The organism is Rhodovulum adriaticum (genome assembly GCF_004345735.1).
Taxonomy (GTDB): domain Bacteria; phylum Pseudomonadota; class Alphaproteobacteria; order Rhodobacterales; family Rhodobacteraceae; genus Rhodovulum; species Rhodovulum adriaticum.
In genome coordinates, this window is the sequence record NZ_SLXL01000003.1 from 67,701 (window position 1) to 90,505 (window position 22,805).

Consider the following 22,805-nt stretch of genomic DNA (forward strand, 5'->3'; position numbering starts at 1 on the left):
CCCATTGCCCCGCAGCCTCGCGCCGCCTAGAACGCCAGCGAACAAAGAAGGGCATGCGATGACGGTCACGGCACTCATCGTTGCTGCGGGACGCGGCACACGGGCGGGGGGCGACAGGCCCAAGCAGTATCAGGCGCTTATGGGGCGGGCCATCCTGGGCCGCACGCTGGCCGCCTTTGCCGCGCATCCGCGGGTGGACGCGTTGGTTGCGGTGCTGCATCCAGACGATGACGACCTGTTCGCCGAGGCCGTGGCCGGGCTGGACCTGGATGTGACGACCGTGCACGGCGGCGCGACGCGCGATGCCTCGGTCCAGGCGGGGCTGGCCGCCGTCGCGGACGAAAGCGGCCTGGTCCTGATCCATGACGGCGCCCGCCCGCTGGTCGCCCCCGACCTGATCGACCGGGTGATCGACGCGCTGGCCGATCACCCCGGCGCGGCGCCCGCCCTGCCGGTGACCGATGCGTTGTGGCGCGGCGCCGATGGCAAGGTGCAGGCCCCGCACCCGCGCGACGGGCTGTTCCGGGCACAGACGCCGCAAGGCTTTCACCTGCGCGCCATCCGGGCGGCGCATGACGCCCATCCCGGCGGTGCCGCCGACGATGTCGAGGTGGCGCTGGCCGCGGGCCTTGACGTGGCCATCGTGCAAGGGGATGAGGACAACCTCAAGATCACCCACCCAGAGGATTTCGCCCGCGCCGCGCGGGTCTTGCGGGAGAGAGACATGGATATTCGCACCGGCAACGGCTTTGACGTGCACGCCTTTTGCGAGGGGGACGGGGTGATCCTATGCGGGGTGAAAGTGCCCCACGACAAGGCGCTGAAGGGCCACTCGGACGCCGATGTGGGCATGCACGCGGTGACGGATGCGATCTATGGCGCGCTGGCCGACGGCGATATCGGCCAGCATTTCCCGCCCTCGGACCCGCAATGGAAGGGGGCGCCGTCCGACATCTTTCTGAAACATGCCGTCGCACTGGCCGGGGAACGCGGCTATCGCATCTCAAACGCCGATCTGACGCTGATCTGCGAACGCCCCAAGATCGGCCCGGTGGCCGGTGCCATGCGCGCCGAGATGGCCCGCCTGATCGGCATCGACCTTGACCGCATCAGCGTCAAGGCCACCACCTCGGAACAGCTTGGCTTTACCGGTCGGCAAGAGGGGATCGCCGCGCTGGCCACCGTGACCCTGGTGAAACCATGAGCCGCTTTGTCGCCACCTTTTTCGGCGTCGGACTCTTGCGGCCTGCGCCGGGCACCTGGGGTTCGCTCGCCGCGCTGCCGCTGTTCTGGGCGCTGCATGTGCTGGGCGGGCCCTGGCTGACGGGGCTGGCCTGTCTGGCTGTCACGCTGATCGGCTGGTGGGCCGTCGGCAGCGCCTCGCACGGGGCCAGCGATCCCGACCTCAGCGAATACGTGATCGACGAGGTCGCGGGCATGTGGATCGCGCTGATGCCGGTGTCCATCGGGGCCGCGCTCGCGCGGGTGGATGTCCTGGCGCTGTATCCCGGGTGGATCGCCGGGTTCCTGGCCTTTCGCCTGTTCGACATCTGGAAGCCCGGGCCGATCGGCTGGGCGGACCGGATGAAGACCCCCCTGGGCGTGATGCTGGACGACGTGTTCGCCGGGATCGCGGCGGGGATCGTCGTACTTGCACTGGCGATAATCTCGCATACCTATTTCATGTGAGTATCGACGCCCAGACCCTGGTTCAACGCGCCCGCGACGCGGGCGTAATGATCGCCACCGCAGAGAGCTGCACCGGCGGCATGATCTCGGCCGCGATCACCGATATCCCGGGCTCGTCGCGCGTGTTCGACCGCGGCTTTGTCACCTATTCCAACGGGGCCAAGCAGGCCATGCTGAGCGTGCAGCCCGCTACGCTGGAGGCCCATGGCGCGGTTTCCGAAGCGGTTGCCGCCGAGATGGCCGCGGGCGCCCTGGCGCGTTCCGATGCGGATATCGCGGTTGCCGTCACCGGCATCGCGGGCCCCGGCGGTTCGCAGCACAAGCCAGAGGGCCGGGTCTGTTTCGGGCTGGCGCGCGCCGGGCAGGCCGTACGTACCGAAACGGTCGAATTCGGCGCGTTGGGGCGAGAACGGGTGCGCCGGGCGACGGTGGACCATGCCTTGCAACTGCTCCTATCGGCGGTCTGAGCGCGATCACAGATCGCCCCTTTCGCAAGCGCCGACCTCAATAACAGCCCATTTCCGCGCCACTTTTTGAATCGCACAAGGATTCACCGTCGCCAAACACGATTGCCGCTTTTCCTTGCGCTGATTGACCGCTTCAACCCCCGGCAACCTGAAAAGAACCGAAAGGAACGAGGGAATGAACGGGGCGGATACTGCCTGGATCCTGGTCGCCACCGCGCTGGTGCTGTTCATGACGCTACCGGGGCTGGCGCTGTTTTACGGGGGGCTGGTGCGCGCGCGCAACGTGCTGTCCGTCTTTATGCAAACCTATGCCATCGCCTGTTTGATGAGCGTGCTGTGGTTCGCGCTTGGCTACTCTATCGCGTTCGGGGACGGCGGCGCGCTTTGGGGTGGGCTGGGCAAGGCCTTCCTTGCGGGCGTGGGCGATGACAGCCTGTCGGGCACCCTGCCCGAATACCTGTTCATGGCGTTCCAGATGACCTTTGCCATCATCACGCCCGCGCTGATCGTGGGGGCCTATGTGGAACGGATCGGCTTTGGCTTTGTGCTGCTGTTTTCGGGCCTGTGGATGCTGATCTGTTACGCGCCAGTCGTGCACTGGATCTGGGGCGGCGGGATGTTGGCCGATGGCGGCATCTTCGGCGACGTTGGCGCGCGCGATTTCGCCGGTGGCATCGTGGTGCACGAAACCGCCGGTCTGGCCGCGCTGGTGATCGCTGTGATGCTGGGCGCGCGGCGCAACCGCACCACGCCGCCGCATGCGCCCGGCTTCGTCTTCATCGGCGCGGCGATGCTGTGGGTTGGCTGGTTCGGGTTCAACGGCGGTTCGCAACTTGCCGCCGATGGCGGCGCGGCCAAGGCGCTGCTGGTCACGCACCTGTCGGCGGCGGTCGCCTCGCTGAGCTGGGCACTGTGGGAAAAGATCAAGTACGGCACCCCCTCGCTGGTGGGGATCGTGACCGGCACCATCGCGGGTCTGGCCTCGATCACCCCGGCCAGCGGATTCGTCGGGCCAGTGGCGGCCCTTGTGATCGGGGCTGTGGCGGGCATCCTGTGCCAAGAGGCCGTGAACGTCATCCGCAACAAGCTGCACATCGACGACACGCTGGACGTGTTCGCGGTGCATGGCGTGGGCGGCATCTTCGGCACGATCATGATCGCACTTTTCGGGGCGGGCAGCTGGATCGCGCAACTGGGCAGCCTGGTCATCGTCGGCGCCTTCACGCTGGTCGTGACGATCGTGCTGGTCAAGCTGGTGGCGCTGGTCACCCCCCTGCGCGTCGATCCCGAGACCGAGACAACGGGCCTGGACCTGAGCGTGCACGGCGAACGAGCCTACGACATCGTATCGTAAAAGAATGCGCCCCCGGCAAGCGGGGGCGCGACAACAGGATCGGGGCCGGGTGGCGTTGCGCCCGGCCCCTGTCGTTCGCGATCAGTCCTCGGCCTGGGCCTCGGCGCGGGTCTTGCCGGCCACGTCCATTGCCAGGGTGGCGGCCATGAACGGGTCCAGCGCGCCGTCCAGCACGCCCGAGGTGTCCGAGGTTTCCACGCCGGTCCGCAGATCCTTGACCATCTGGTAGGGCTGCAACACGTAGGATCGGATCTGGTTGCCCCAGCCGGCCTCGCCCTTGGCCTCGTGCTGGGCGTTGATCTCGGCGCTGCGCTTGTCCAGCTCCAACTGGTACAGGCGCGATTTCAGGGCCTTCATGGCGATATCGCGGTTCTGGTGCTGCGATTTTTCAGAGCTGGTCACGACAATCCCGGTGGGCATGTGGGTGATCCGCACGGCCGAGTCGGTGGTGTTGACGTGCTGGCCGCCCGCGCCCGAGGACCGATAGGTGTCGATCCGGATGTCCGACGGGTTCACCTCGATCTCGATATTGTCATCCACCACCGGGTAGACCCAGACCGAGCAGAACGAGGTATGCCGCCGCGCCGCGCTGTCATAGGGCGAGATGCGCACCAGGCGGTGAACCCCCGATTCCGATTTCAGCCAGCCATAGGCGTTATGCCCCGAAATCTTGTAGGTGGCAGAGCGGATACCAGCCTCTTCGCCCGGGTTTTCCGATTGCAGTTCCACCTTATAGCCGTGCTTCTCTGCCCAGCGGACATACATCCGCGCCAGCATGCTGGCCCAGTCACAGGATTCCGTGCCGCCCGCCCCTGCGTTGATTTCCAGGAAGGTGTCGTTTCCGTCGGCCTCGCCGTCCAGCAGGGCCTCCAGCTCTTTCTGGGCGGCCTTTTCCTTCAGCGCCTTCAGCGCGGTTTCAGCCTCTTTGACGACCTCGTCGTCCTCTTCCATCTCGCCCAGTTCGATCAGGTCGATATTGTCCTGAAGGTCTTGGGAAATGGACTTGTAGGTGTCCATCGCATCGACCAGCGCCTGCCGCTCGCGCATCAGCTTTTGCGCGCGGTCGGGGTCGTTCCACAGGTCGGGATCCTCTGTCATCGCGTTGAACTCTTCCAGCCGATGCTCGGCGGTGTCGTAGTCCATTCGCTGGGCCAGCAGCGTCAGCGACTTGCGGATATCCTCGACGATGTTCTGCGCCTCTGCACGCATGGGGCCACCCTTGAATGAGATGTCAGGCGCGAGAGATACCAACCCCCCCGGCGGCCCGCAAGTAGGCAGGCGGGACAGCCCCGCCCTGCCCTAGTACAACCCGCCCGAGGACAGCGTGCCGAAATTCGCCTTGGGGCCCACGGTGGCCTTGCGGCCGGTGGATGTTGTGACCTCTTCGCCCATGTCCACGGGCGGGGCATCTTCGCCCGGCTCGAACAGCGGCAGGTCGGACCCCATGGCAAAGCCGCCATCGATCATCCCACCCAGGCCAAAGATCGGCTCTGCCCCGGCGCGGAAATACTCTGCCACCACGTTGGGACCAGCCGCATCGTCAGGCAGGCGTGCGCCGGAATAGCGGTCGATCTTGATGAAACGCCCCCCCGGCGGCACCTTGAACGGGCCACCGCCGTATTTCGCCGTCGCCACCTTCATGAAGGCATTGAAGACCGGGGCGCACATGCTGCCCCCGTAGGATCCGCGCCCCAGACCGCGCGGGCGGTCGAATCCCATGTAACACCCCGCCGCGATGTTCGAGGTAAAGCCCACGAACCACACGTCGCGCGCGTCGTTGGTCGTGCCGGTCTTGCCCGCCGTGGGCACACCCAGGTTGACGCGGCCCGCTGCAGTGCCCCGTTCGACGACACCCCGCATCATCGAGGTCAGCTGGTAGGCGGTGATCGCGTTCATCACCCGCTTGCGGTCGGACTCGATCTGCGGCGCCTCGCCCTCTGCCAGTTCGGGGGTGTCGCAGTCGATGCAGCGGCGTGTGTCATGGCGATAGACCGTCCGCCCCCAGCGGTCTTGCACCCGGTCGACCAGCGTCGGTTCCACCCGCTCGCCGCCATTGGCGAACATCGCGTAGGCGGCCACCATGCGGTAAAGCGTGGTTTCCTGCGCCCCAAGCGCGTTGGCAAGGTAAGGTTCCAGCCGGTCGTAGACGCCGAACCGCTCGGCATAATGAGCGACGGTTTCCATACCGACCTCGCGCGCCAAGCGCACGGTCATCAGGTTGCGCGATTGTTCGATCCCGGTGCGCAACGGCGTCGGGCCATAGAACTTGTTGGACGAGTTGCGCGGACGCCAGATGCCCTCGCCGGTGTCGATCTCGATCGGCGCGTCGATGACGATGGTCGCAGGCGAATAGCCGCTGTCCAGCGCGGCGGCGTAGACAAACGGCTTGAACGACGAACCGGGCTGCCGCGTGGCCTGGGTGGCGCGGTTGAACACCGAATCCTGGTAGGAAAATCCTCCCTGCATGGCCAGAACGCGGCCGGTATTGACATCCATGGCAACGAAGCCGCCCTGGATTTCCGGCACCTGCCGCAGGGTCCAGCGGATAAAGCTGCCATCGCTGTCGGCGGTCATGCGCCGGACATGAACCACATCGCCCGGTTTGAAATTCTCGAAGAAGTCGCCCTTCATCCAGGCGATGTCCTTGCGCGGCACCTCGGCCGTGCCTTCGACATCCTCGATTCCGATCACAAGGCGCTGCGCCTCGACCCTCAGCACCACTGCGGGCAACCATTTCCCGTCAAGCGCGATATCGCGGGGCACCCGAACCTCTGCCAGGGCCGCGCGCCAGGCCGCCTCGTCCGCCAGGGCGGCGGGATCGACGGTTTCGCCGGTCCCCCGCCAGACGCCGCGGTCGCGGTCGTAGGTTTCCAGCCCACGGCGCAGCGCCTGGGCAGCCTCGGCCTGCAATTCCGGGTCGATGGTCGCGCGAATGCTCAGCCCGCCGCCAAAGAATTCAGCCTCGCCGAAATCGCGCGACAACTGTCGGCGGATTTCGTCGGTGAAATAGTCACGCGATGGCAGGCTGGCAGAGAACGGCTGGTAATCACCGTTCTGAACGCTGCGCAGGGGCGCGGTATGGGCGGCCTGATAGGTTTCGGCGTCCAGAAACCCATTTTCATGCATCTCGCGCAAGACGAAGTTGCGCCGCTCGACCGCGCGCTCGCGTTCGCGGACCGGATGATAGCGCGAGGGGGCCTTGGGCAGGGCAGCCAGATAGGCGGCCTCTTCGGGGCGCAGTTCTGAAAGCGTCTTGTTGAAATAGGTCTGGGCCGCCGCCGCCACCCCGTAAGAGTTCTGCCCTAGGAAGATTTCGTTGAGGTAAAGCTCAAGGATCTCGTCCTTGCTCAGGGTCTCCTCGATCCGGGTGGCCAGGATCAGTTCCTTGACCTTGCGCTCGCCGGTGCGCTCGCCGCCCAGCAGAAAGTTCTTCATCACCTGTTGGGTGATGGTGGACGCACCGCGCACGGTCTGACCGCGGCTTTTCACGGCCTCGACCAGGGCGGCGGCAATACCGCGCGCGTCATAGCCCTTGTGGGTATAGAAATTCTTGTCCTCGGCCGAAATGAAGGCCTGTTTGACAAGCTCCGGGATCTCGTCTGCGGGGGCGAACAAACGCCGTTCCTCGGCGAATTCGTCGATCAGGCGTCCCTCGCCGGAATAGATCCGGCTGATCGTCTTGGGCTCGTAATTCGCCAGATCCTCGGTATCGGGCAGGTCGCGGGCATACATCCAGAACACCGCACCGATCATCATCACCCCGGCCACAAGGCCCAGGGTCACGAAGGTAAGGATCGCGCCGAAGAAGGAAAAGATGAACCGGACCAAACGCCCTGCCCCCTGAATTCTGGTCCGCTCTGTATACGCATCGCAGGCGGGCCGGTCAAAGCACGACAGGCGCCATTTCGCCCACCGCAAGCGATTTCATCGCTCACGTTCCCGCCAGACCGCCGTCACCGCCGCAGCAGCCCGGCCAGTGCCGCATCCTCGGCCGCCCAGGCACTCAGCCCGGCGACCAGCCCTGCCACGGCCTTGGCCCGCCATTGTGGGGACACCAGGCGTTCGCGGTCGCTTTTCGAGGACAGAAAACCCAGTTCGACAAGGATCGAGGGAATATCGGGCGATTTCAGCACCGAGAACCCGGCCGACAGCTGCGGCCGCTTGTACAGATGCCCGGCGTGCGCCTTCAGCCCGGCCACCACCGCGGCGGCCAGCCTGTCGCTGCGCGGCGCGGTTTCGGTGCGGGCCAGGTCCATCAGCACGGTCGCGATCACGTCGTCCTGTTCGCTCAGGTCCACCCCGGCCAGCAGCGCGTCGCGGTCATGCCGTTCGGCCAGCAGCGCCGAGGCCTTGTCTGACGCGGTTTCGGACAGGGTATAGACCGTCGCGCCAGAGGCATGGCCATCGGCCAGCGCATCGGCGTGAATCGATACGAACACATCCGCCTGCGCGCGCCGGGCGATGTCGATGCGGGTTTCCAGCGGCACGAATATATCGGCGTCCCGAGTCAGCACGACCTCGAATCCCGCGCGGCGCAGCGCCTCGCGCAACTCGCGGGCAAATCGCAGGACCAGGGTGGATTCGCGCACGCCATCGCGTTCAGCTCCGGGGTCGATCCCCCCGTGACCGGGGTCCAGCACGACCCGCAGCGGGCGGGTGCCATCGGGGCGACGCCGGGGCGGCGGCAGGGTTTCGGGGTCAGGCAGGCCCCACAGCGCGCTTTGCGGCGGGCGGCTTTGGGCGGCGAATGCCTCGGGGGCGGCGGGGCGCAGCGCCAGACGCAGCAGCGCACGCCCGGTCACGGGATCGGGGCGCATCTCGGCGCTGTCCAGCCCCAGCGGACCGGCCAGGTCCAGCACCAGCCGCGACCAGCCCGGCCGCACCACCCCGGCGCGGGCCCCCTGAACCCGTTCGGTCCGGATCAGGGCGGCAGGATCGGTGCCGGCCCAATCGACCTCGCGAAAATCGGCGACCAGACGGGGCGGGTCGGCCAGGGTAAAGACGCGGTAGGGCACCGGCTGGCTGAGCGAAAGCTGCACGCGCACGCCGCCGTCGGCCCCGTCAGCGATGGCCGATGCGCCGATGTCAGGCCGCGCCAGCGCACTGAGATCCTGTGCCGCGACCGGCAATGCCAAGGCCAGAGACAACAAGAGGGCCAATCCCGACAGGCGGCCGCGGTTCCGGAATAGGGGTCTCATGTAGTGGTGCAACTGCTCGCTGTTGTTGGGGACAGGATAACGCAGCGCCCGGCCCGCGCAAACCGGCATATGCCCTGGTGACCGGGGACGGTGCGGGCGATGCTCACGATTGCGTCACCCCGCGCGCGGCGCGGCGGAAAACCCATTGGCGCGGCGGGCGGCCAAGTTTAATACTCGGCTCATGTTTATCGAACTCGGCCACTTCGCCCTGACCCTCGCCTTCGCCGTCTCGCTGGTGCAGATGGTGATCCCCCTGATCGGTGCCCACAAGGGCTGGAGCGGCTGGATGGCCATGGCCGAACCGGCCGCCATCGCGCAGTTCCTGTTGACCGGGCTATCCTTTGCGGCGTTGACCTACGCCTTCGTCACCTCCGATTTCTCGCTTCGGATCGTGACGGCGAACTCTCACACGCTGAAGCCGATGCTTTACAAGGTGTCGGGCGTCTGGGGGAACCACGAGGGATCGATGCTGTTGTGGGTGTTGATCGTGACGCTGTTCGGCGCCATGGCAGCGCTGTTCGGCGGCGGCCTGCCGCCCAGCCTGCGCGCCCGCGTCCTGGCGGTACAGTCGGCCATCGGGGCGGCGTTCTTCGCCTTTATCCTGTTCACCTCCAACCCGTTCGAGCGGTTGGCGATGCCCCCCTTCGACGGGCGCGACCTGAATCCGCTGTTGCAGGATCCCGGCCTCGCCTTCCATCCGCCGTTCCTGTACCTGGGCTATGTGGGTCTTTCGATCTGCTTCTCCTTCGCCGTGGCCGCGTTGATCGAGGGGCGGGTGGATGCCGCCTGGGGCCGGTGGGTGCGCCCCTGGACGCTGGCCGCCTGGATCTGCCTGACCATCGGCATCGCCCTGGGGTCGTGGTGGGCCTATTACGAACTGGGTTGGGGCGGCTTCTGGTTCTGGGATCCGGTTGAAAATGCCAGCTTCATGCCCTGGCTGATCGCCGCAGCCCTGCTGCATTCGGCCATTGTCGTGGAAAAGCGCGAGTCGTTGAAAAGCTGGACCATCCTGTTGGCGATCGTGGCCTTCGGCTTCTCGCTGATCGGCGCTTTCATCACCCGCTCGGGGATCATCACCTCGGTGCATGCCTTTGCCACGGACCCGACGCGGGGCGTGTTCCTGCTGTTGATCCTAGGCGTCTTCATGGGGGGGGCGCTGACGCTTTTCGCCGCGCGGGCGAACGCGATGGAGGCCAAGGGCGTCTTTGGCCTGGTCAGCCGCGAATCCGCGCTGGTGTTCAACAACATCCTGCTGGCGGTGTCGGCCTTCGTGGTGTTCATCGGCACGATCTGGCCCCTGGTGGCGGAGATGGCCTTTGACCGAAAGCTGTCTGTCGGCGCGCCCTTCTTCAACATGGCGTTTACGCCTTTCATGGTGATCCTGGGGATTATCCTGCCGCTGGGGGCCATCATGCCGTGGAAACGGGCACGGCTGGGCCGGGCGGTTCGCTATCTGCTGCCCGCGATGATCCTGGCCGTTGCCCTGGGGGCATTGACCTGGGCTATGCAGACGGGCCGCTCGGCACTGGGGCCGGTCGGCATCGCGTTGGGAACCTGGCTGGTGTCCGGCGCGGCGATGGATCTGTGGATGCGCGCGGGTCGCGGGGCGGCGGGGGCCAAACTGGCCCGTATCGCCCGCCTGCCGCGCGCCGACTGGGGCAAGGCCGTGGCCCATTCCGGGCTGGGCATCACCATGATCGGCATCGCCGGCATGATGGCCTGGCAGCAAGAGGATATCCGCGTCGCCCAGATCGGCGAACGCTTCGAGGTCGGCGAATACGGTATTCTGCTGGACAAGGTCGAGCGGGTGGAGGGGCCGAACTATCTGTCCACCACCGCGACTGTCACGGTCTGGCAAGCTGATGAACAGGTCGCAACGATGTACCCGGAAAAACGGGTCTACCCGGTGGCCGCGATGCCCACGACAGAGGCCGCGCTGGACAACGGCGTGCTGCGCGACGTCTATATCGCCATCGGCGACCCGCAGGATGGCGGCGGCTGGGCGATCCGCACCTATATCAAGCCCTTCGCGAATTGGATATGGGCGGGTGCGCTGATCATGGCGCTTGGCGGTCTGCTCAGCCTGTCCGACCGTCGCGTCCGTGTCGCGGCCGGGGCGCGCAAGGAACGGGCCGCCGCGCCCATGCCCGCGGAGTGATTGCGATGCTGAAACGCCTGATCCTGGCCCTTGCGCTGACCCTGCCCCTGCCCGCGCTTGCGGTCGAACCCGCGGAAATGCTGGACGACCCCGCGCAAGAAGCCCGCGCCCGCGAGGTCTCGAAAGAGCTGCGGTGCCTGGTCTGCCGGAACGAAAATATCGACGATTCCAACGCCTCTCTCGCCAAGGAATTGCGCCTGCTGGTGCGGGACCGCATCACCGAAGGGGACAGCAACGAAGAGGTGATCGAGTATGTCGTCGACCGCTACGGCGAATACGTGCTGCTGAAACCCACGGTGACCGGGTCCAACCTGCTGCTGTATATCGCGGGTCCGGCCATGTTGCTGATCGGGTTCATCGTGGCGATGGTCTATATCCGCGGCCGCAGCCGCCGCACCGATGTCGCCGCCGACGGGCTGAGCCCCGAGGAAGAGGCCCGCCTGAAAGAGATCATGGGCGGCAAGTGACGCGACGGCCCGGCGGCGGGTTGCCCCTTCCCCCCGCGCCCCGCATCCCTGTAACCTGTTGCGCGACCCCAATGGCAGGAGCGCGCGATGGTTTACAAGGTGATTGATCTGAAGGTCGAAAACGACGTGGCCGTGCTGACGTTGAACCGGCCCGAGGTGATGAACGCGCTGAACACGCAGATGCGCGCGGAAATCCTGGATGCCGTGCGCGAGGCGCCCGATCACGCCCGCGTTCTGGTGCTGACCGGGGCCGGGCGGGCGTTCTGTTCGGGCCAGGATCTGGGCGATAAAGCCAATGTCGCCAATATCGACCTGGAACGCACCCTGCGCGACGAGTATGAACCGATGCTGCGCGCGATCTTCGATTGCCCGATCCCCACCATCGCCGCCGTGAATGGCCCCGCCGCCGGGGCAGGCGCGAACCTGGCGCTGGCCACCGACGTGGTGATCGCGTCAGAGGCCGCGATGTTTCTACAGGCCTTTACCCGGATCGGGCTGATCCCCGATGCGGGTGGTACCTACTGGCTGCCCCGTCAGGTGGGATTCGCCCGTGCCATGGGGGCGGCGCTCTTTGCCGAGCCCGTCCCGGCCCGGCAGGCCGCCGATTGGGGCATGATCTGGGAAGCGGTGCCCGAGGACGGGTTCGAGGCCCATTGGCGCGCCCGCGCGGCCCATCTGGCTGTTGGTCCAACGCTTGCCTACGGCCGCCTGAAACAGGCGATCCGGCAGTCCTACGACAACGCGCTTGAGGATCAGTTGGCGCTGGAGGCCGAATTGCAAGGCGATTGCGGCAAAAGCCACGATTTCAAGGAAGGGGTTGTCGCCTTCCTTGAAAAACGCCGCGCCCGGTTCGAGGGGCGCTGAACACAGGGCTCAGCCTGCCCCCATCGTCCCGCCCCCGGCCCGCCAGGCATCGAGGGCGGGATTGGCGTCCGTGCCAGCGCCTTGCCCCCGCCACCCCGCGCCATCCGACGCCCCCATGGGCATACGGGCCAGCGAGACCGCCAGCGCACGCTGAAACTCTTGCCCCTTGGCCTGGTGCCGGGCGCCGAAATAAAAACTGACGATCGCGCCCAGCAACCACCAAAGCGGTTCGGGCACCAGCGCCAGCCCCTGCATGCGGCTGGCGAACCAGACCGGATTCACCATGGCCGCCCCCAGCAGCCCCAGGGTGCCAAAGGCCATCGCCGGGCGCGGCAGCCGATTCAGCCCGTCGATCACCCGGTCGAACAGACTGCGCCCGGGCGCGCCGAACTCTGCCGCGAACTGGGCCAGCGCGGCGGCCTGCGCCGCGGCTGCGCGTTCGTCCGATGCATCCGCGTTCACCCGGAACACCTGCGCCGTTTCGGCAATCGGATTGCGCCCATCGCCGAACACGGTTTCCAGCGCGCCGCCGATCAGTCCCATGCCGCCACCCGCGCGCGATGGGCGTCTTCGCCCAGGTGATAGCCCGGCGCGATGAAGGTTTCGGCCCGCTTGATCCAGCCGCCCTTGCCGCCATCGCGACGGCGCACGTATTTGCGGCTGGCCGGGCGCCGGTCGGCCAGCGCGTAATAGTAGTTGCGCCGCGCGATACCATAGGCGTCGGCGATATGCTCCGGCGCCTCGGTGACAGCGGCGCGCGCGGTCTGCGCGGTCTGCGGGCCGATCACCCCGTCCACAACCAGCGCGGCGCCCATATCGTTCAGCAACCGCTGCAGCAGGCGCACAGCGTTGGCACCGGAATGCACATACATGTCAAAGACAGAGGGTTGCAGCGCCTCGGGCAGTTGATCCAGCCGGGGCGCGGCGTAGTAATGCTGGACGAAGATGTCCACCGCGCGATCCTGATCCAGCTTGCGCAGGTCCAGCAGATCCACCTGTCCGTCGCCGTCCAGATCGATGCCCAGCCCGCGCAAGGTGGCCAGCGTCACCCCGTGCTTGGTGAGGCCGCCCGGATCGTCGGGATCGTTAACAAAGCCGCCCTCACGCGCGACGATCGCGCGGGCCAACTCTTGGACCGTCTGCATGAAAAACCCCCGGTCGATGGTTCAGACCGGGGGCACTTTCGCGTGGCATGGGTTAACGGTGCCGTTAGCTACCGCTCGGAACCTCGCCCTCTTCCATGTGGCGATAGACGCCCTGTTCCTTCAGCGCGTCGACCACTTCCTTGGGCATATAGCTTTCGTCGTGCTTGGCCAGGATCTCGCGCGCGACGAACACGCCGTCGACCAGTTGCCCGGTGCCGATCATGCCCTGATTCTCGGCAAACAGATCGGGCAGCACGCCCGTATAGGTGACCGGCACCGTCGCCCCGCCATCTGTCACGTTGAACCGGATCACCTCGCCCTGCCCGCGCTGCAGGCTGCCCGCCTCGACAAGCCCGCCGATGCGGAAGGTTTCGGTCGGCGGCGGCGGCGCCTCGACGATCTGGCTGGGCGCGCGGAAGAAGTTGATCCCATCCTTCATCGCATAGCCGATCAACGCCGTGGACCCCGCCAGCGCCACGATGGCCACCACGATGATCTGTATCCGCCTTTGCTTCTTCAGTCCGCGCATCTTTCACTCTCCATCAGGGGAAGCAGGGGGCCAACATCAGCCCCTCCTCCTCCGCGATCCCCAGCATCAGGTTGGCGTTCTGGATCGCCTGCCCCGAAGACCCTTTCGTCAGGTTGTCCAATGCCACGATCACCATCGCGCGTCCCGGCCTGCGGTCGGCCACCACGCCCACATGCACGAAATTCGATCCGCGCATATGCCGGGTAGAGGGATGCTCGCCCATCGGCAAAACCTGAATGAAAGTCTCATCTTCATAGGCGTTTGCCAAGGTTTCATGCACCCGCCCCGGATCACCTTTCAGATAGGTGGTCACCAGGATACCCCGGTTGGCGGGAATCAGGTGGGGGGTGAACTGCACCTCGACCGGGCGCCCGGCGATGGCGGAAAATTCCTGGTCGAACTCGCCCAGGTGGCGGTGGGTGCCGCCGACCGCGTAGGCGTGAAAGCCCTCGGACAGCTCGGCGTGCAGCAGGTTTTCCTTCAGCGCGCGGCCCGCGCCGGAAACCCCGGCCTTCAGGTCCATCACGATGTCGTCCAGATCAATCACAGCCGCCGCGATCAGCGGGCGCAGTCCGTACTGACCGGCCGCCGCGTTGCAGCCCGTGCCCGCCACCAGCCGCGCATTGCGGATGTCGTCGCGGTAGAATTCCGTCAGGCCGTAGACGGCCTCTTTCTGCAACTCCAGCGCGGCGTGGGGCTTGCCGTACCATTTTTCATAAGCGGCCGGATCGCGCAGCCGGAAATCGGCGGACAGGTCCACCACCTTCAGATCGCGCGGCAATTCCTTGATGACCGCCTGAGACGTCGCATGGGGCAGCGCGCAAAAAGCCAGGTCAACACCGGCAAAGTCGATCTGGTCGATCTTGACCAGATCCGGCAGATCCAGGTGGCGCAAATGGGGGAACACGGCCGCCATCGGCAGGCCGGCCTTGCGTTCGCCCGACAGGGCGACGATCTCCATCCCCGGATGGGTCGCGATCAGGCGGACAAGTTCCGCCCCCGTATAGCCAGAGGCGCCCAGAATGGCGATCTTGTGGGTCATGGTCCTTCCCGCAGCGTTTTCAGCTATCTAGGCAGAAATCCGCGTCACCGCAATCAGGCGGCGGTGAATTCGATGCGCCGGTGCAGGAATTGCGTGGCCTTGTCGGATACCGCCGCCGGGTCGCCGGTGGTCAGGAAAAGGCTTTGTTCGCCCGCGCCCAGCATTTCAGGATGGCGTTGCAGATAGTCGGCCAGGCTTTCGGCGACCAGGTTGGCCTGCGAATAGACCCGCACCTGCGGGCCGAGCGCCTGCTGGAACGCCTGTTCCATCAGCGGATAATGCGTGCAGCCCAGGATCGCGGCCTCGGGGTGGGGCATGCGCCGTTTCAACGCCTCGACATGGGAGCGCACCAGCGCCTCGGCCAGCATCTCGTCGCCCTCCTCGATGGCGTCGACCAGCCCGCCGCAGGGCTGGGCCTCGACATCCACGCCGATGGCGCGGAAGGCCAGTTCCCGCTGAAAGGCACGGCTGGCCACGGTCGCGGGGGTGGCAAACAACGCGACATGTTTCACGGCGACCTCACGCGGGGGGGAATTGTCGCCCCACTGCCGTTCGGTCAACGCCTCGATCAACGGCACGAAGACGCCCAGAACGCGCTTACCCTCGGGCACCCAGCTTTCCTGCATCCGCCGCAGTGCCGCGGCACTGGCGGTATTACAGGCCAGGATCACCAGATCGCAGCCCGCGTCGAACAGCCGGGTCACCGCGGCCGTGGTCAACTGATAGACATCCTCGGCATCGCGGGTGCCATAGGGCGCATGGGCGTTGTCCCCGAAATAGACAAAGGGAACCTCGGGCAGCCGTCGCGCCGCGGCGTCCAGAACCGTCAGACCGCCCAGACCGGAATCGAAAATACCAACCGCCATCGTCTCTTGCCCTGCGCCTGTGATCGGACACTGTCAGCCCCGCACGGCCGCCAGAGTCCATGTGACAAGTCATAAGTCGCATTGCCGCGGAAATCCATCGCCGCCATGTGCCTGCGTCCATCGATCCGCGCGTTCTCAGGCCGCGGCCGCCCCCTCCTTGCGGCCGCCTGCGCGGATTTCGGCCAGCAGCTCTGCGCGCCGCGCGGCGGCCTCCTGCTCTGCGGCCTGCTTGACCGGGCCAAAGCCGCGGATCGAGTGGGGCAGTTCCGCCAAAGCGATTGCAGGCGCCAATGTTTCAGGGCCAAGGTGCCCCAGAAGCTCGCGCATATCGGCCTCGTACTGGCGGATCAGGGCGCGTTCGCGTTTCCGCTCCCCCTGCCAGCCGAACGGGTCCAGCGGCGTGCCGCGCAGCCGCCGCATCCCCGCCAGCACCCGGAAAAGCCGTTCCATACCAGCGCCAAAGCGGCGTTTGCTCGGGCGGCCCGACGCGTCCTTGCCGGGCAGGAAGGGCGGGGCCAGGTGCCAAGCAACCCGGAAATCGCCTTCGAAGGTTTCGCGCGCCTTTTCGACGGTTTGCAGATGCAGACGGGCGACCTCGTATTCGTCCTTGTAGGCCAAGAGCTTGTGATAGCCTTTTGCGATGGCCAGACGCAGATCAGGGTCCGCAGCGCGGTCCACAAGGCGGCGATAGCGGCGGGCAAGCCGCGCGGACTGATAGGCGCGCAGGTGATCGGCGCGTAGGGCGATCTGCTGGTCCGGGGTTTTCGGTTTTTCCAAGGTCTCGGACATGACCAGACGCGTGGCCTCTTCGGAATGCAACGCGGCCCACCGCCCGATCTCGAACGCGCGGCGGTTGCCCGCCACGCCCGCGCCGTTCAACTGAATCGCGCGGTCGATGGCGTCGAAGCGCACCGGGATCAGCCCGTTCTGCCACGCCGTCCCTGTAACGATCATGTTGGCAAAGATCGTGTCGCCCATCAAACGACGGGCCAGTTCGGTGGCATCCAGAAACTGCACCCGCTGTTTCAATCGCGCCTCAAGAGAGACCTGCAACCTATCGGATGGAATGCGAAATTCGGGATCGCGGGTAAAGGCGCCGGTGACGATGTCGTGGTTGTTTACCACCGCGCCGGTGCGCCCCGTGGTCATCAGGCCGATGGTCTTTGCCCCCGCCGTCACCACCAGATCGCCGCCGATCACGGCGTCGGCCTCGCCCGTCGCCACACCGATCGCGGAAATGTCCTCGGGCCGGTTGGCGATGCGGCAGTGGATATGCACCGCGCCGCCCTTCTGGGCGAGGCCGGCCATTTCCATCATCCCCGCGCCCTTGCCGTCGATATGGGCGGCCATGGCCAGGATCGCCCCGATGGTCACCGCGCCCGTCCCACCGACCCCGGTGATGACCAGATTATGGGTGCCATCGATTGCCGGCAGCGTGGGGTCCGGCAACGCGCCGATCTCGACCTCGGCGCTGGCCTGCTTGCGCAACTTGGCGCCGCTCAAGGTGACGAAAGAGGGGCAAAACCCTTGCAGGCAAGAGAAATCCTTGTTGCATGCCGACTGATCGATGGCGCGCTTGCGGCCCAGATCGGTTTCCACCGGCACGATGGCCACGCAGTTGGATTGCACCCCGCAATCGCCGCAGCCCTCGCAGACATCGGTGTTGATGAACACCCGCGTATCGGGATCGGGGAAACTGCCACGCTTGCGGCGACGGCGCTTTTCGGCGGCACAGGTCTGAATGTAAACGATGGCCGTGACGCCGCTGATTTCACGCAGTTTTTCCTGAACCTGCATCAACTCTACCCGCGGGTGGCAGACAACACCAGGCGGAAAGCTGCCTGTATCCAGATCCTCTTTCTCATCATAGACCACCTCGACGCGTTTCACGCCCGCAGCCACCAGTTCGGCGACGATCTGTTGCGGGGACAGGCCGCCATCGTTGCCCTGCCCGCCGGTCATCGCCACCGCGTCGTTGTAAAGGATCTTGAAGGTGATGTTGGTGTCGGCGGCCACTGCCGCATGGATCGCCATGCGCCCCGAGTGGTTGTAGGTGCCGTCGCCCATGTTCTGGAAAACGTGGTCGCGGGTGGAAAACGGGGCCTCGCCCACCCAGTTCGCGCCCTCGGCCCCCATATGGGTATAGCCGCTGGTTTCGCGATCCATCCACATCGCCATGATGTGACACCCGATCCCGGCATAGGCGCGGCTGCCCTCGGGCAATTTCGTCGAACTGTTATGCGGACACCCCGCACAGAAATAGGGCAGCCGGGCGGCCAGGTCCTCGGCATTGTCGGCGCGGCGGGATTCTTCGACCCGGGCAAGGGCCGCGCGCAGGGCGTCCGTGCCGCGGCCCTCTTCGATCAGGATCGCGCCCAGTTTCTCGGCGATCATCACCGGGTCCAGCGCGTAACGCGACGGGAACAGTTCGGCGCCCCGATCGTTCTGCGCCCCATAGATGCGCCGCCCCCGCCGGTCATGGAAGATGGCCTCTTTCGCCTGCACCTCGATCAGCTTGCGCTTTTCCTCGACCACCACGATCAGGTCCAGCCCCTCGGCAAACGCGGCAAAGCCGGCCATGTCCAGCGGCCAGGTCTGGCCCACCTTGTAGGTGGTGATGCCCAACCGCTCGGCCTCGGCCGCATCGATGCCCAGCAGGCCCAGGGCATGCACCAGGTCCAGCCAGTTCTTGCCCGCGGCGACCAGCCCGATCTTTGCGCCCGGTTTGCCCCAGACCCGACGATCGATGCGGTTGGCATGGGCAAAGGCCTCGGCGGCGAAGCGCTTGTAATCCAGCATCCGCGCCTCTTGCGCGACCCAATGATCGCCCAGCCGGATGCTCAGCCCGCCCTCGGGCATATCGAAGTCCGGCGTGACGAAGGACATCCGGTCCGGGCGGCCATCGACAACCGAGGTCACCTCGACCGTGTCCTTCATAAGCTTCAGGCCGGCCCAGACCCCGGCGAAACGCGACAGCGCGAATCCATAAAGCCCGTAATCCAGAATTTCCTGCACGCCCGCGGGGGACAGCACCGGCATATAGGCATCCACCATCGCCCAGTCCGACTGGTGACAGGTGGTCGAGGATTCGCCGGTATGGTCATCCCCCATCGCCATGATGATCCCGCCATTGCGCGATGTGCCCGCCATGTTGGCATGCCGCATCACATCGCCCGAACGGTCCACCCCCGGCCCCTTGCCGTACCACAGGCCGAATACGCCGTCGTATTTGCCCTCGCCGCGCAATTCGGCCTGCTGGGTGCCCCACAGCGCGGTGGCGGCCAGATCCTCGTTCAAACCGGGTTGGAAACGGATTTCGGCGGCCTGCAGTTCGGCCTGGGCGCGGGCCATCTGCACATCGACCGCCCCCAGCGGCGAGCCGCGATAGCCCGTCACATAGCCGCCCGTGTTCAGCCCCGCCGCCCGGTCACGGGCCTTTTGCATCAGCATCAACCGGACAAGCGCCTGTGTGCCGTTCAGCAAAACGGGCGACTTGGCCAGATCGAAGCGGTCTTGCAGTTGAATGTCCTGCCGGGTCATGGGGATCTCCGTCGTGCTGGGCCGTGTCGCCTTGACATTAGGTCAAAAACAATGACCTACAAAATGAAATCTCCGGCAAGACTGCAATTGCAATGGCCAGAGCGCGCCCGCTAGGACTGATAGACGGGAAAAATCGGGACATTCGCCATGGACTGGGACAAGCTGAGGATCTTTCACGCGGTCGCCGACGCCGGAAGTCTGACCCATGCGGGCGATACGCTGCACCTGTCGCAATCGGCTGTATCGCGCCAGATCCGCGCGCTGGAGGAAAGCCTGGACACCACGCTTTTCCACCGTCACGCCCGCGGCCTGATCCTGACCGAACAGGGCGAACTGCTGTTCGACGCGACCACCGCGATGAACAAGCGGCTGGATACCGCCGTGGCCCGCATCCGCGACAGCGTCGAAGAGGTGTTCGGTGAATTGCGGGTGACGACCACCACCGGGTTCGGCTCGCTCTGGTTGGCCAAGCGGCTGCCCAAGCTTTATGAACGCTTTCCCGACCTGCGCATCGACCTAATGCTGGAAGAGCAGGTGCTGGACCTGCCCATGCGCGAGGCCGATGTCGCCATCCGCATGAAGGAACCCAGCCAGGCCGACCTGATCCGCCTGCGCCTGATGAGCGTGCGGATGCGGCTATACGCCGTGCAGTCCTACCTGGATCAGAACGGCACCCCCACCAGCCTGGAGGATCTGGGAACCCATCGCCTGATCTGCCAGAACACCGGCGCGACCCAGGTTACGGCCGGTGCCCAGCTGGTGCGGGAACTGATGACGCACCCGATCCGCTCTACCCTGACGGTGAACAACTATTTCGGCGTGCTGCAGGCCGTGCTGAACGGTTTGGGGATCGGGGTGCTGCCCGACTACGTGACCGAGGATCACCCGCAACTGGTGCGGGTTCTGGAAGACGTCGAATCAACCGAGGTTCCGGTCTATCTGGCCTATCCCGAGGAATTGCGCGCATCGCGTCGGATCGCGGTGTTCCGGGATTTCGTCACCAGCCAGATCAGCGAACAGCGCCTCAGGCAAAAGGACATGCCCGACATGTGAGATATGTGTCACAGGCATGACGGACATACGCCAGCGCCACAAATTTTGGTATTGAACTGCCCGGTTCGTGGGCATACTTGGCTTCACGAAGGCGGAGGCAGCGCTTTCGTCTTTACCTCCCTGTTGGACTTGGGCCGGGCTTCACGCTCGGCCTTTTTTTGTTTCCTGGCGGCGCGCGGACCGGGTCCAAACCCGCCTTGGGCGCCCCTGCCCCCTTCCCCCGCGCCCGCGCCTGTCGTAGACGCTAGGCAATCCGACCTGAGGGGGACGTCATGGAAGAGCCGCAGATCACCGAAGAGCTGATAGAAGCCCACGGGCTGAAGCCCGAGGAATATGCCGAGATCCTGCGGCTTCTGAATCGCGCGCCAAGTTTCACCGAACTGGGTATCTTTTCGGCGATGTGGAACGAGCATTGTTCCTACAAGTCGTCCAAGAAATGGCTGCGCACCCTGCCCACCGACGGGCCGCAGGTGATCTGCGGGCCCGGGGAAAACGCGGGCATCGTCGATATCGGCGACGGGCAGGCGGTTGTGTTCAAGATGGAGAGCCACAACCACCCCAGCTATATCGAACCCTACCAGGGCGCCGCGACCGGCGTGGGCGGCATCCTGCGCGATGTCTTTACCATGGGGGCGCGCCCTATCGCGGCGATGAACGCGCTCAGCTTCGGCGAGGTGGACCATCCCAAGACCCGGCAACTTGTGCACGGCGTGGTCGAGGGCGTGGGCGGCTATGGGAACTGCTTTGGCGTGCCCACCGTGGGCGGCGAGGTTCGCTTTCACCCCGCCTATAACGGCAACTGCCTGGTCAACGCCTTTGCCGCCGGTTTGGCCGATGCGGACAAGATCTTTTACTCGGCCGCCAGCGGCGTCGGCATGCCCGTGGTCTATCTGGGGGCCAAGACCGGGCGCGACGGCGTCGGCGGCGCGACCATGGCCAGCGCTGAATTCGACGAGGGGATCGAGGAAAAGCGCCCCACCGTGCAGGTCGGCGATCCCTTTACCGAAAAGCGGTTGATGGAGGCCTGCCTGGAACTGATGGCCTCGGGCGCGGTGATTTCCATTCAGGACATGGGCGCGGCGGGGCTGACCTGTTCGGCGGTGGAAATGGGCGACAAGGGCGGCCTGGGCATTCGGCTGGACCTGGATCAGGTACCGCAGCGCGAAACCAACATGACCGCCTACGAAATGATGCTGTCGGAATCCCAGGAACGGATGCTGATGGTCCTGCGCCCGGAAAAAGAGGCCGAGGCGCGCGCGATCTTCGACAAGTGGGATCTGGATTTCGCCATCGTGGGTGAGACCCTGCCAGAGGACCGCTTTGTCATTATGCACCAGGGCAAATGCTGGGCCGATCTGCCGCTGTCGAAACTGTCGTCCTCGGCCCCCGAATACGACCGCCCCTGGCAGGAAACGCCCCCCGCCCCCGAGATGGACGAGGTGCCGGGCATCGATCCCGTAGACGGCCTGAAGGCGCTGATTTCCAGCCCCAACTACGCCTCGAAACACTGGGTCTATGAACAATACGACACCCAGGTGATGGGCGACACGGTGCGCCGCCCCGGCCTGGGCGCGGGCGTGATCCGGGTCCACGGCACCGACAAGGCGCTGGCCTTCACCTCGGACGTGACCCCACGCTATGTGCGCGCCAACCCGGTCGAGGGCGGCAAGCAGGCGGTGGCCGAGGCGTATCGCAACCTATGTGCGGTCGGCGCGAAACCGCTGGCCACCACCGACAACATGAATTTCGGCAACCCCGAGAAACCGGAAATCATGGGCCAGTTCGTGGGCGCGATTCAGGGCATCGGCGCGGCCTGTACGGCGCTGGACATGCCCATCGTGTCGGGCAACGTGTCGCTTTACAATGAAACCGACGGCGCCCCGATCCTGCCCACGCCCACCATCGGCGCGGTAGGCCTGATCGCGCATATCGACGAAACGATCGCCGGTCTGGCCGCAGCTGGGCATGTCGCGCTGCTGCTGGGGGAAACGACGGGCCATCTGGGCCAGTCCGCCCTGCTTTACGAGGTGTTCAACCGCGAGGATGGCGATGCCCCCCATGTGGATCTGGACGCCGAGCGCCGCCATGGCGAGTTCATCCGCGCCAACCGCACCTGGATCGCCGCCGTAACCGACCTGGCCGATGGCGGCCTGGCGCTGGCCGCCTTCGAGATGGCCGAGGCCGCCGGGATCGGCGTGACGCTGGACGCGGGCGACACCCCCACCCTGTTCGGAGAGGATCAGGGCCGGTACCTGATCGCGGCCTCCTTCGACGCGGCCGAGGCGCTGATGGTCGAGGCGGGCAAGGCAGGCGTGCCGCTGGCGACCGTGGGCCGGTTCGGCGGTGATGCGGTCAGCTTCGGCGGAAATGCGGCCCCGCTGGCCGAATTGTCGGCGATCTACAGGGCCGCCTTCGCCGACACGCTTGGCTGAG

18 protein-coding genes are annotated in these 22,805 nt (G+C 65.9%); 9 read left to right on the forward strand and 9 right to left on the reverse strand.

The genetic code is table 11. The features are described from left to right. Positions 1–58 precede the first annotated feature (58 nt). The 4 genes from EV656_RS06435 to EV656_RS06450 all read left to right on the forward strand — a co-directional run bounded on the left by EV656_RS06435 (position 59) and on the right by EV656_RS06450 (position 3,510). A complete protein-coding gene (locus EV656_RS06435; protein ID WP_132601134.1) occupies positions 59–1,204 on the forward strand; it encodes a bifunctional 2-C-methyl-D-erythritol 4-phosphate cytidylyltransferase/2-C-methyl-D-erythritol 2,4-cyclodiphosphate synthase in 1,146 nt (381 codons plus the stop codon). Further along, positions 1,201–1,689 carry a phosphatidylglycerophosphatase A family protein gene (locus EV656_RS06440; protein ID WP_132601137.1) on the forward strand — a complete coding sequence of 163 codons (489 nt, stop codon included), beginning with the start codon at positions 1,201–1,203 and terminating at the stop codon, positions 1,687–1,689. The genes EV656_RS06435 and EV656_RS06440 overlap by 4 nt, the downstream gene beginning before the upstream one ends. A 2-nt stretch (positions 1,690–1,691) precedes the next feature. After that, positions 1,692–2,156 carry a CinA family protein gene (locus EV656_RS06445; RefSeq protein WP_132601791.1) on the forward strand — a complete coding sequence of 155 codons (465 nt, stop codon included), beginning with the start codon at positions 1,692–1,694 and terminating at the stop codon, positions 2,154–2,156. A 175-nt stretch (positions 2,157–2,331) separates the two neighbouring features. Next, entirely contained in the window at positions 2,332–3,510 is a 1,179-nt protein-coding gene (locus tag EV656_RS06450; protein WP_132601140.1) for an ammonium transporter, read from the forward strand. Between the two features lie 81 nt (positions 3,511–3,591). On the opposite strand, the gene prfB is transcribed toward EV656_RS06450, so the two are convergent. The 3 genes from prfB to EV656_RS06465 all read right to left on the reverse strand — a co-directional run bounded on the left by prfB (position 3,592) and on the right by EV656_RS06465 (position 8,708). Beyond that, the gene (gene prfB, locus EV656_RS06455) at positions 3,592–4,719 is read right to left on the reverse strand and encodes a peptide chain release factor 2 (RefSeq protein ID WP_132601143.1); all 1,128 of its coding nucleotides are present in this window, start codon (positions 4,717–4,719) and stop codon (positions 3,592–3,594) included. 90 nt (positions 4,720–4,809) lie between these two features. Then, positions 4,810–7,338, reverse strand: coding sequence for a penicillin-binding protein 1A (locus EV656_RS06460; protein ID WP_132601146.1), 2,529 nt, complete (start codon positions 7,336–7,338; stop codon positions 4,810–4,812). Between the two features lie 125 nt (positions 7,339–7,463). Further along, the gene (locus tag EV656_RS06465) at positions 7,464–8,708 is read right to left on the reverse strand and encodes an N-acetylmuramoyl-L-alanine amidase (RefSeq protein ID WP_132601149.1); all 1,245 of its coding nucleotides are present in this window, start codon (positions 8,706–8,708) and stop codon (positions 7,464–7,466) included. 181 nt (positions 8,709–8,889) lie between these two features. Here EV656_RS06465 and EV656_RS06470 point away from each other — a divergent pair, with 181 nt between their 5' ends. The 3 genes from EV656_RS06470 (at position 8,890) to EV656_RS06480 (ending at position 12,197) form a co-directional block, all read left to right on the forward strand. Further along, positions 8,890–10,866, forward strand: a complete 1,977-nt coding sequence (locus tag EV656_RS06470; protein ID WP_132601152.1) for a heme lyase CcmF/NrfE family subunit — start codon at positions 8,890–8,892, stop codon at positions 10,864–10,866. Positions 10,867–10,871: 5 nt separating this feature from the next. After that, positions 10,872–11,333, forward strand: coding sequence for a cytochrome c-type biogenesis protein (locus EV656_RS06475; RefSeq protein ID WP_132601155.1), 462 nt, complete (start codon positions 10,872–10,874; stop codon positions 11,331–11,333). 87 nt (positions 11,334–11,420) lie between these two features. Further along, the gene (locus EV656_RS06480; RefSeq protein ID WP_132601158.1) at positions 11,421–12,197 is read left to right on the forward strand and encodes an enoyl-CoA hydratase-related protein; all 777 of its coding nucleotides are present in this window, start codon (positions 11,421–11,423) and stop codon (positions 12,195–12,197) included. A 9-nt stretch (positions 12,198–12,206) separates the two neighbouring features. On the opposite strand, the gene EV656_RS06485 is transcribed toward EV656_RS06480, so the two are convergent. The 6 genes from EV656_RS06485 to EV656_RS06510 all read right to left on the reverse strand — a co-directional run bounded on the left by EV656_RS06485 (position 12,207) and on the right by EV656_RS06510 (position 19,325). Continuing rightward, complete coding sequence (locus EV656_RS06485; RefSeq protein ID WP_132601161.1) at positions 12,207–12,740, reverse strand: holin family protein; 534 nt, start codon at positions 12,738–12,740, stop codon at positions 12,207–12,209. Beyond that, positions 12,731–13,342: a holin-associated N-acetylmuramidase gene (locus tag EV656_RS06490; protein WP_132601164.1), complete on the reverse strand. Its 612-nt coding sequence runs from the start codon at positions 13,340–13,342 to the stop codon at positions 12,731–12,733. Before EV656_RS06490 ends, EV656_RS06485 begins: the two co-directional genes overlap by 10 nt. A gap of 64 nt (positions 13,343–13,406) precedes the next feature. Continuing rightward, on the reverse strand, positions 13,407–13,871 hold the full coding sequence (gene ccmE / locus EV656_RS06495) for a cytochrome c maturation protein CcmE (protein ID WP_132601167.1): 465 nt from the start codon (positions 13,869–13,871) through the stop codon (positions 13,407–13,409). Between the two features lie 13 nt (positions 13,872–13,884). Further along, positions 13,885–14,913, reverse strand: a complete 1,029-nt coding sequence (gene argC, locus EV656_RS06500; protein WP_132601170.1) for an N-acetyl-gamma-glutamyl-phosphate reductase — start codon at positions 14,911–14,913, stop codon at positions 13,885–13,887. A gap of 53 nt (positions 14,914–14,966) precedes the next feature. After that, complete coding sequence (gene murI, locus EV656_RS06505; protein WP_132601173.1) at positions 14,967–15,779, reverse strand: glutamate racemase; 813 nt, start codon at positions 15,777–15,779, stop codon at positions 14,967–14,969. 135 nt (positions 15,780–15,914) lie between these two features. Beyond that, on the reverse strand, positions 15,915–19,325 hold the full coding sequence (locus tag EV656_RS06510) for an indolepyruvate ferredoxin oxidoreductase family protein (RefSeq protein ID WP_279432460.1): 3,411 nt from the start codon (positions 19,323–19,325) through the stop codon (positions 15,915–15,917). Positions 19,326–19,466: 141 nt separating this feature from the next. On the opposite strand from EV656_RS06510, the gene EV656_RS06515 reads away from it, so the two are divergent. Then, positions 19,467–20,372: a LysR family transcriptional regulator gene (locus tag EV656_RS06515; RefSeq protein ID WP_132601179.1), complete on the forward strand. Its 906-nt coding sequence runs from the start codon at positions 19,467–19,469 to the stop codon at positions 20,370–20,372. 272 nt (positions 20,373–20,644) lie between these two features. Further along, the gene (gene purL / locus EV656_RS06520; protein ID WP_132601182.1) at positions 20,645–22,804 is read left to right on the forward strand and encodes a phosphoribosylformylglycinamidine synthase subunit PurL; all 2,160 of its coding nucleotides are present in this window, start codon (positions 20,645–20,647) and stop codon (positions 22,802–22,804) included. Position 22,805: the final 1 nt, after the last annotated feature.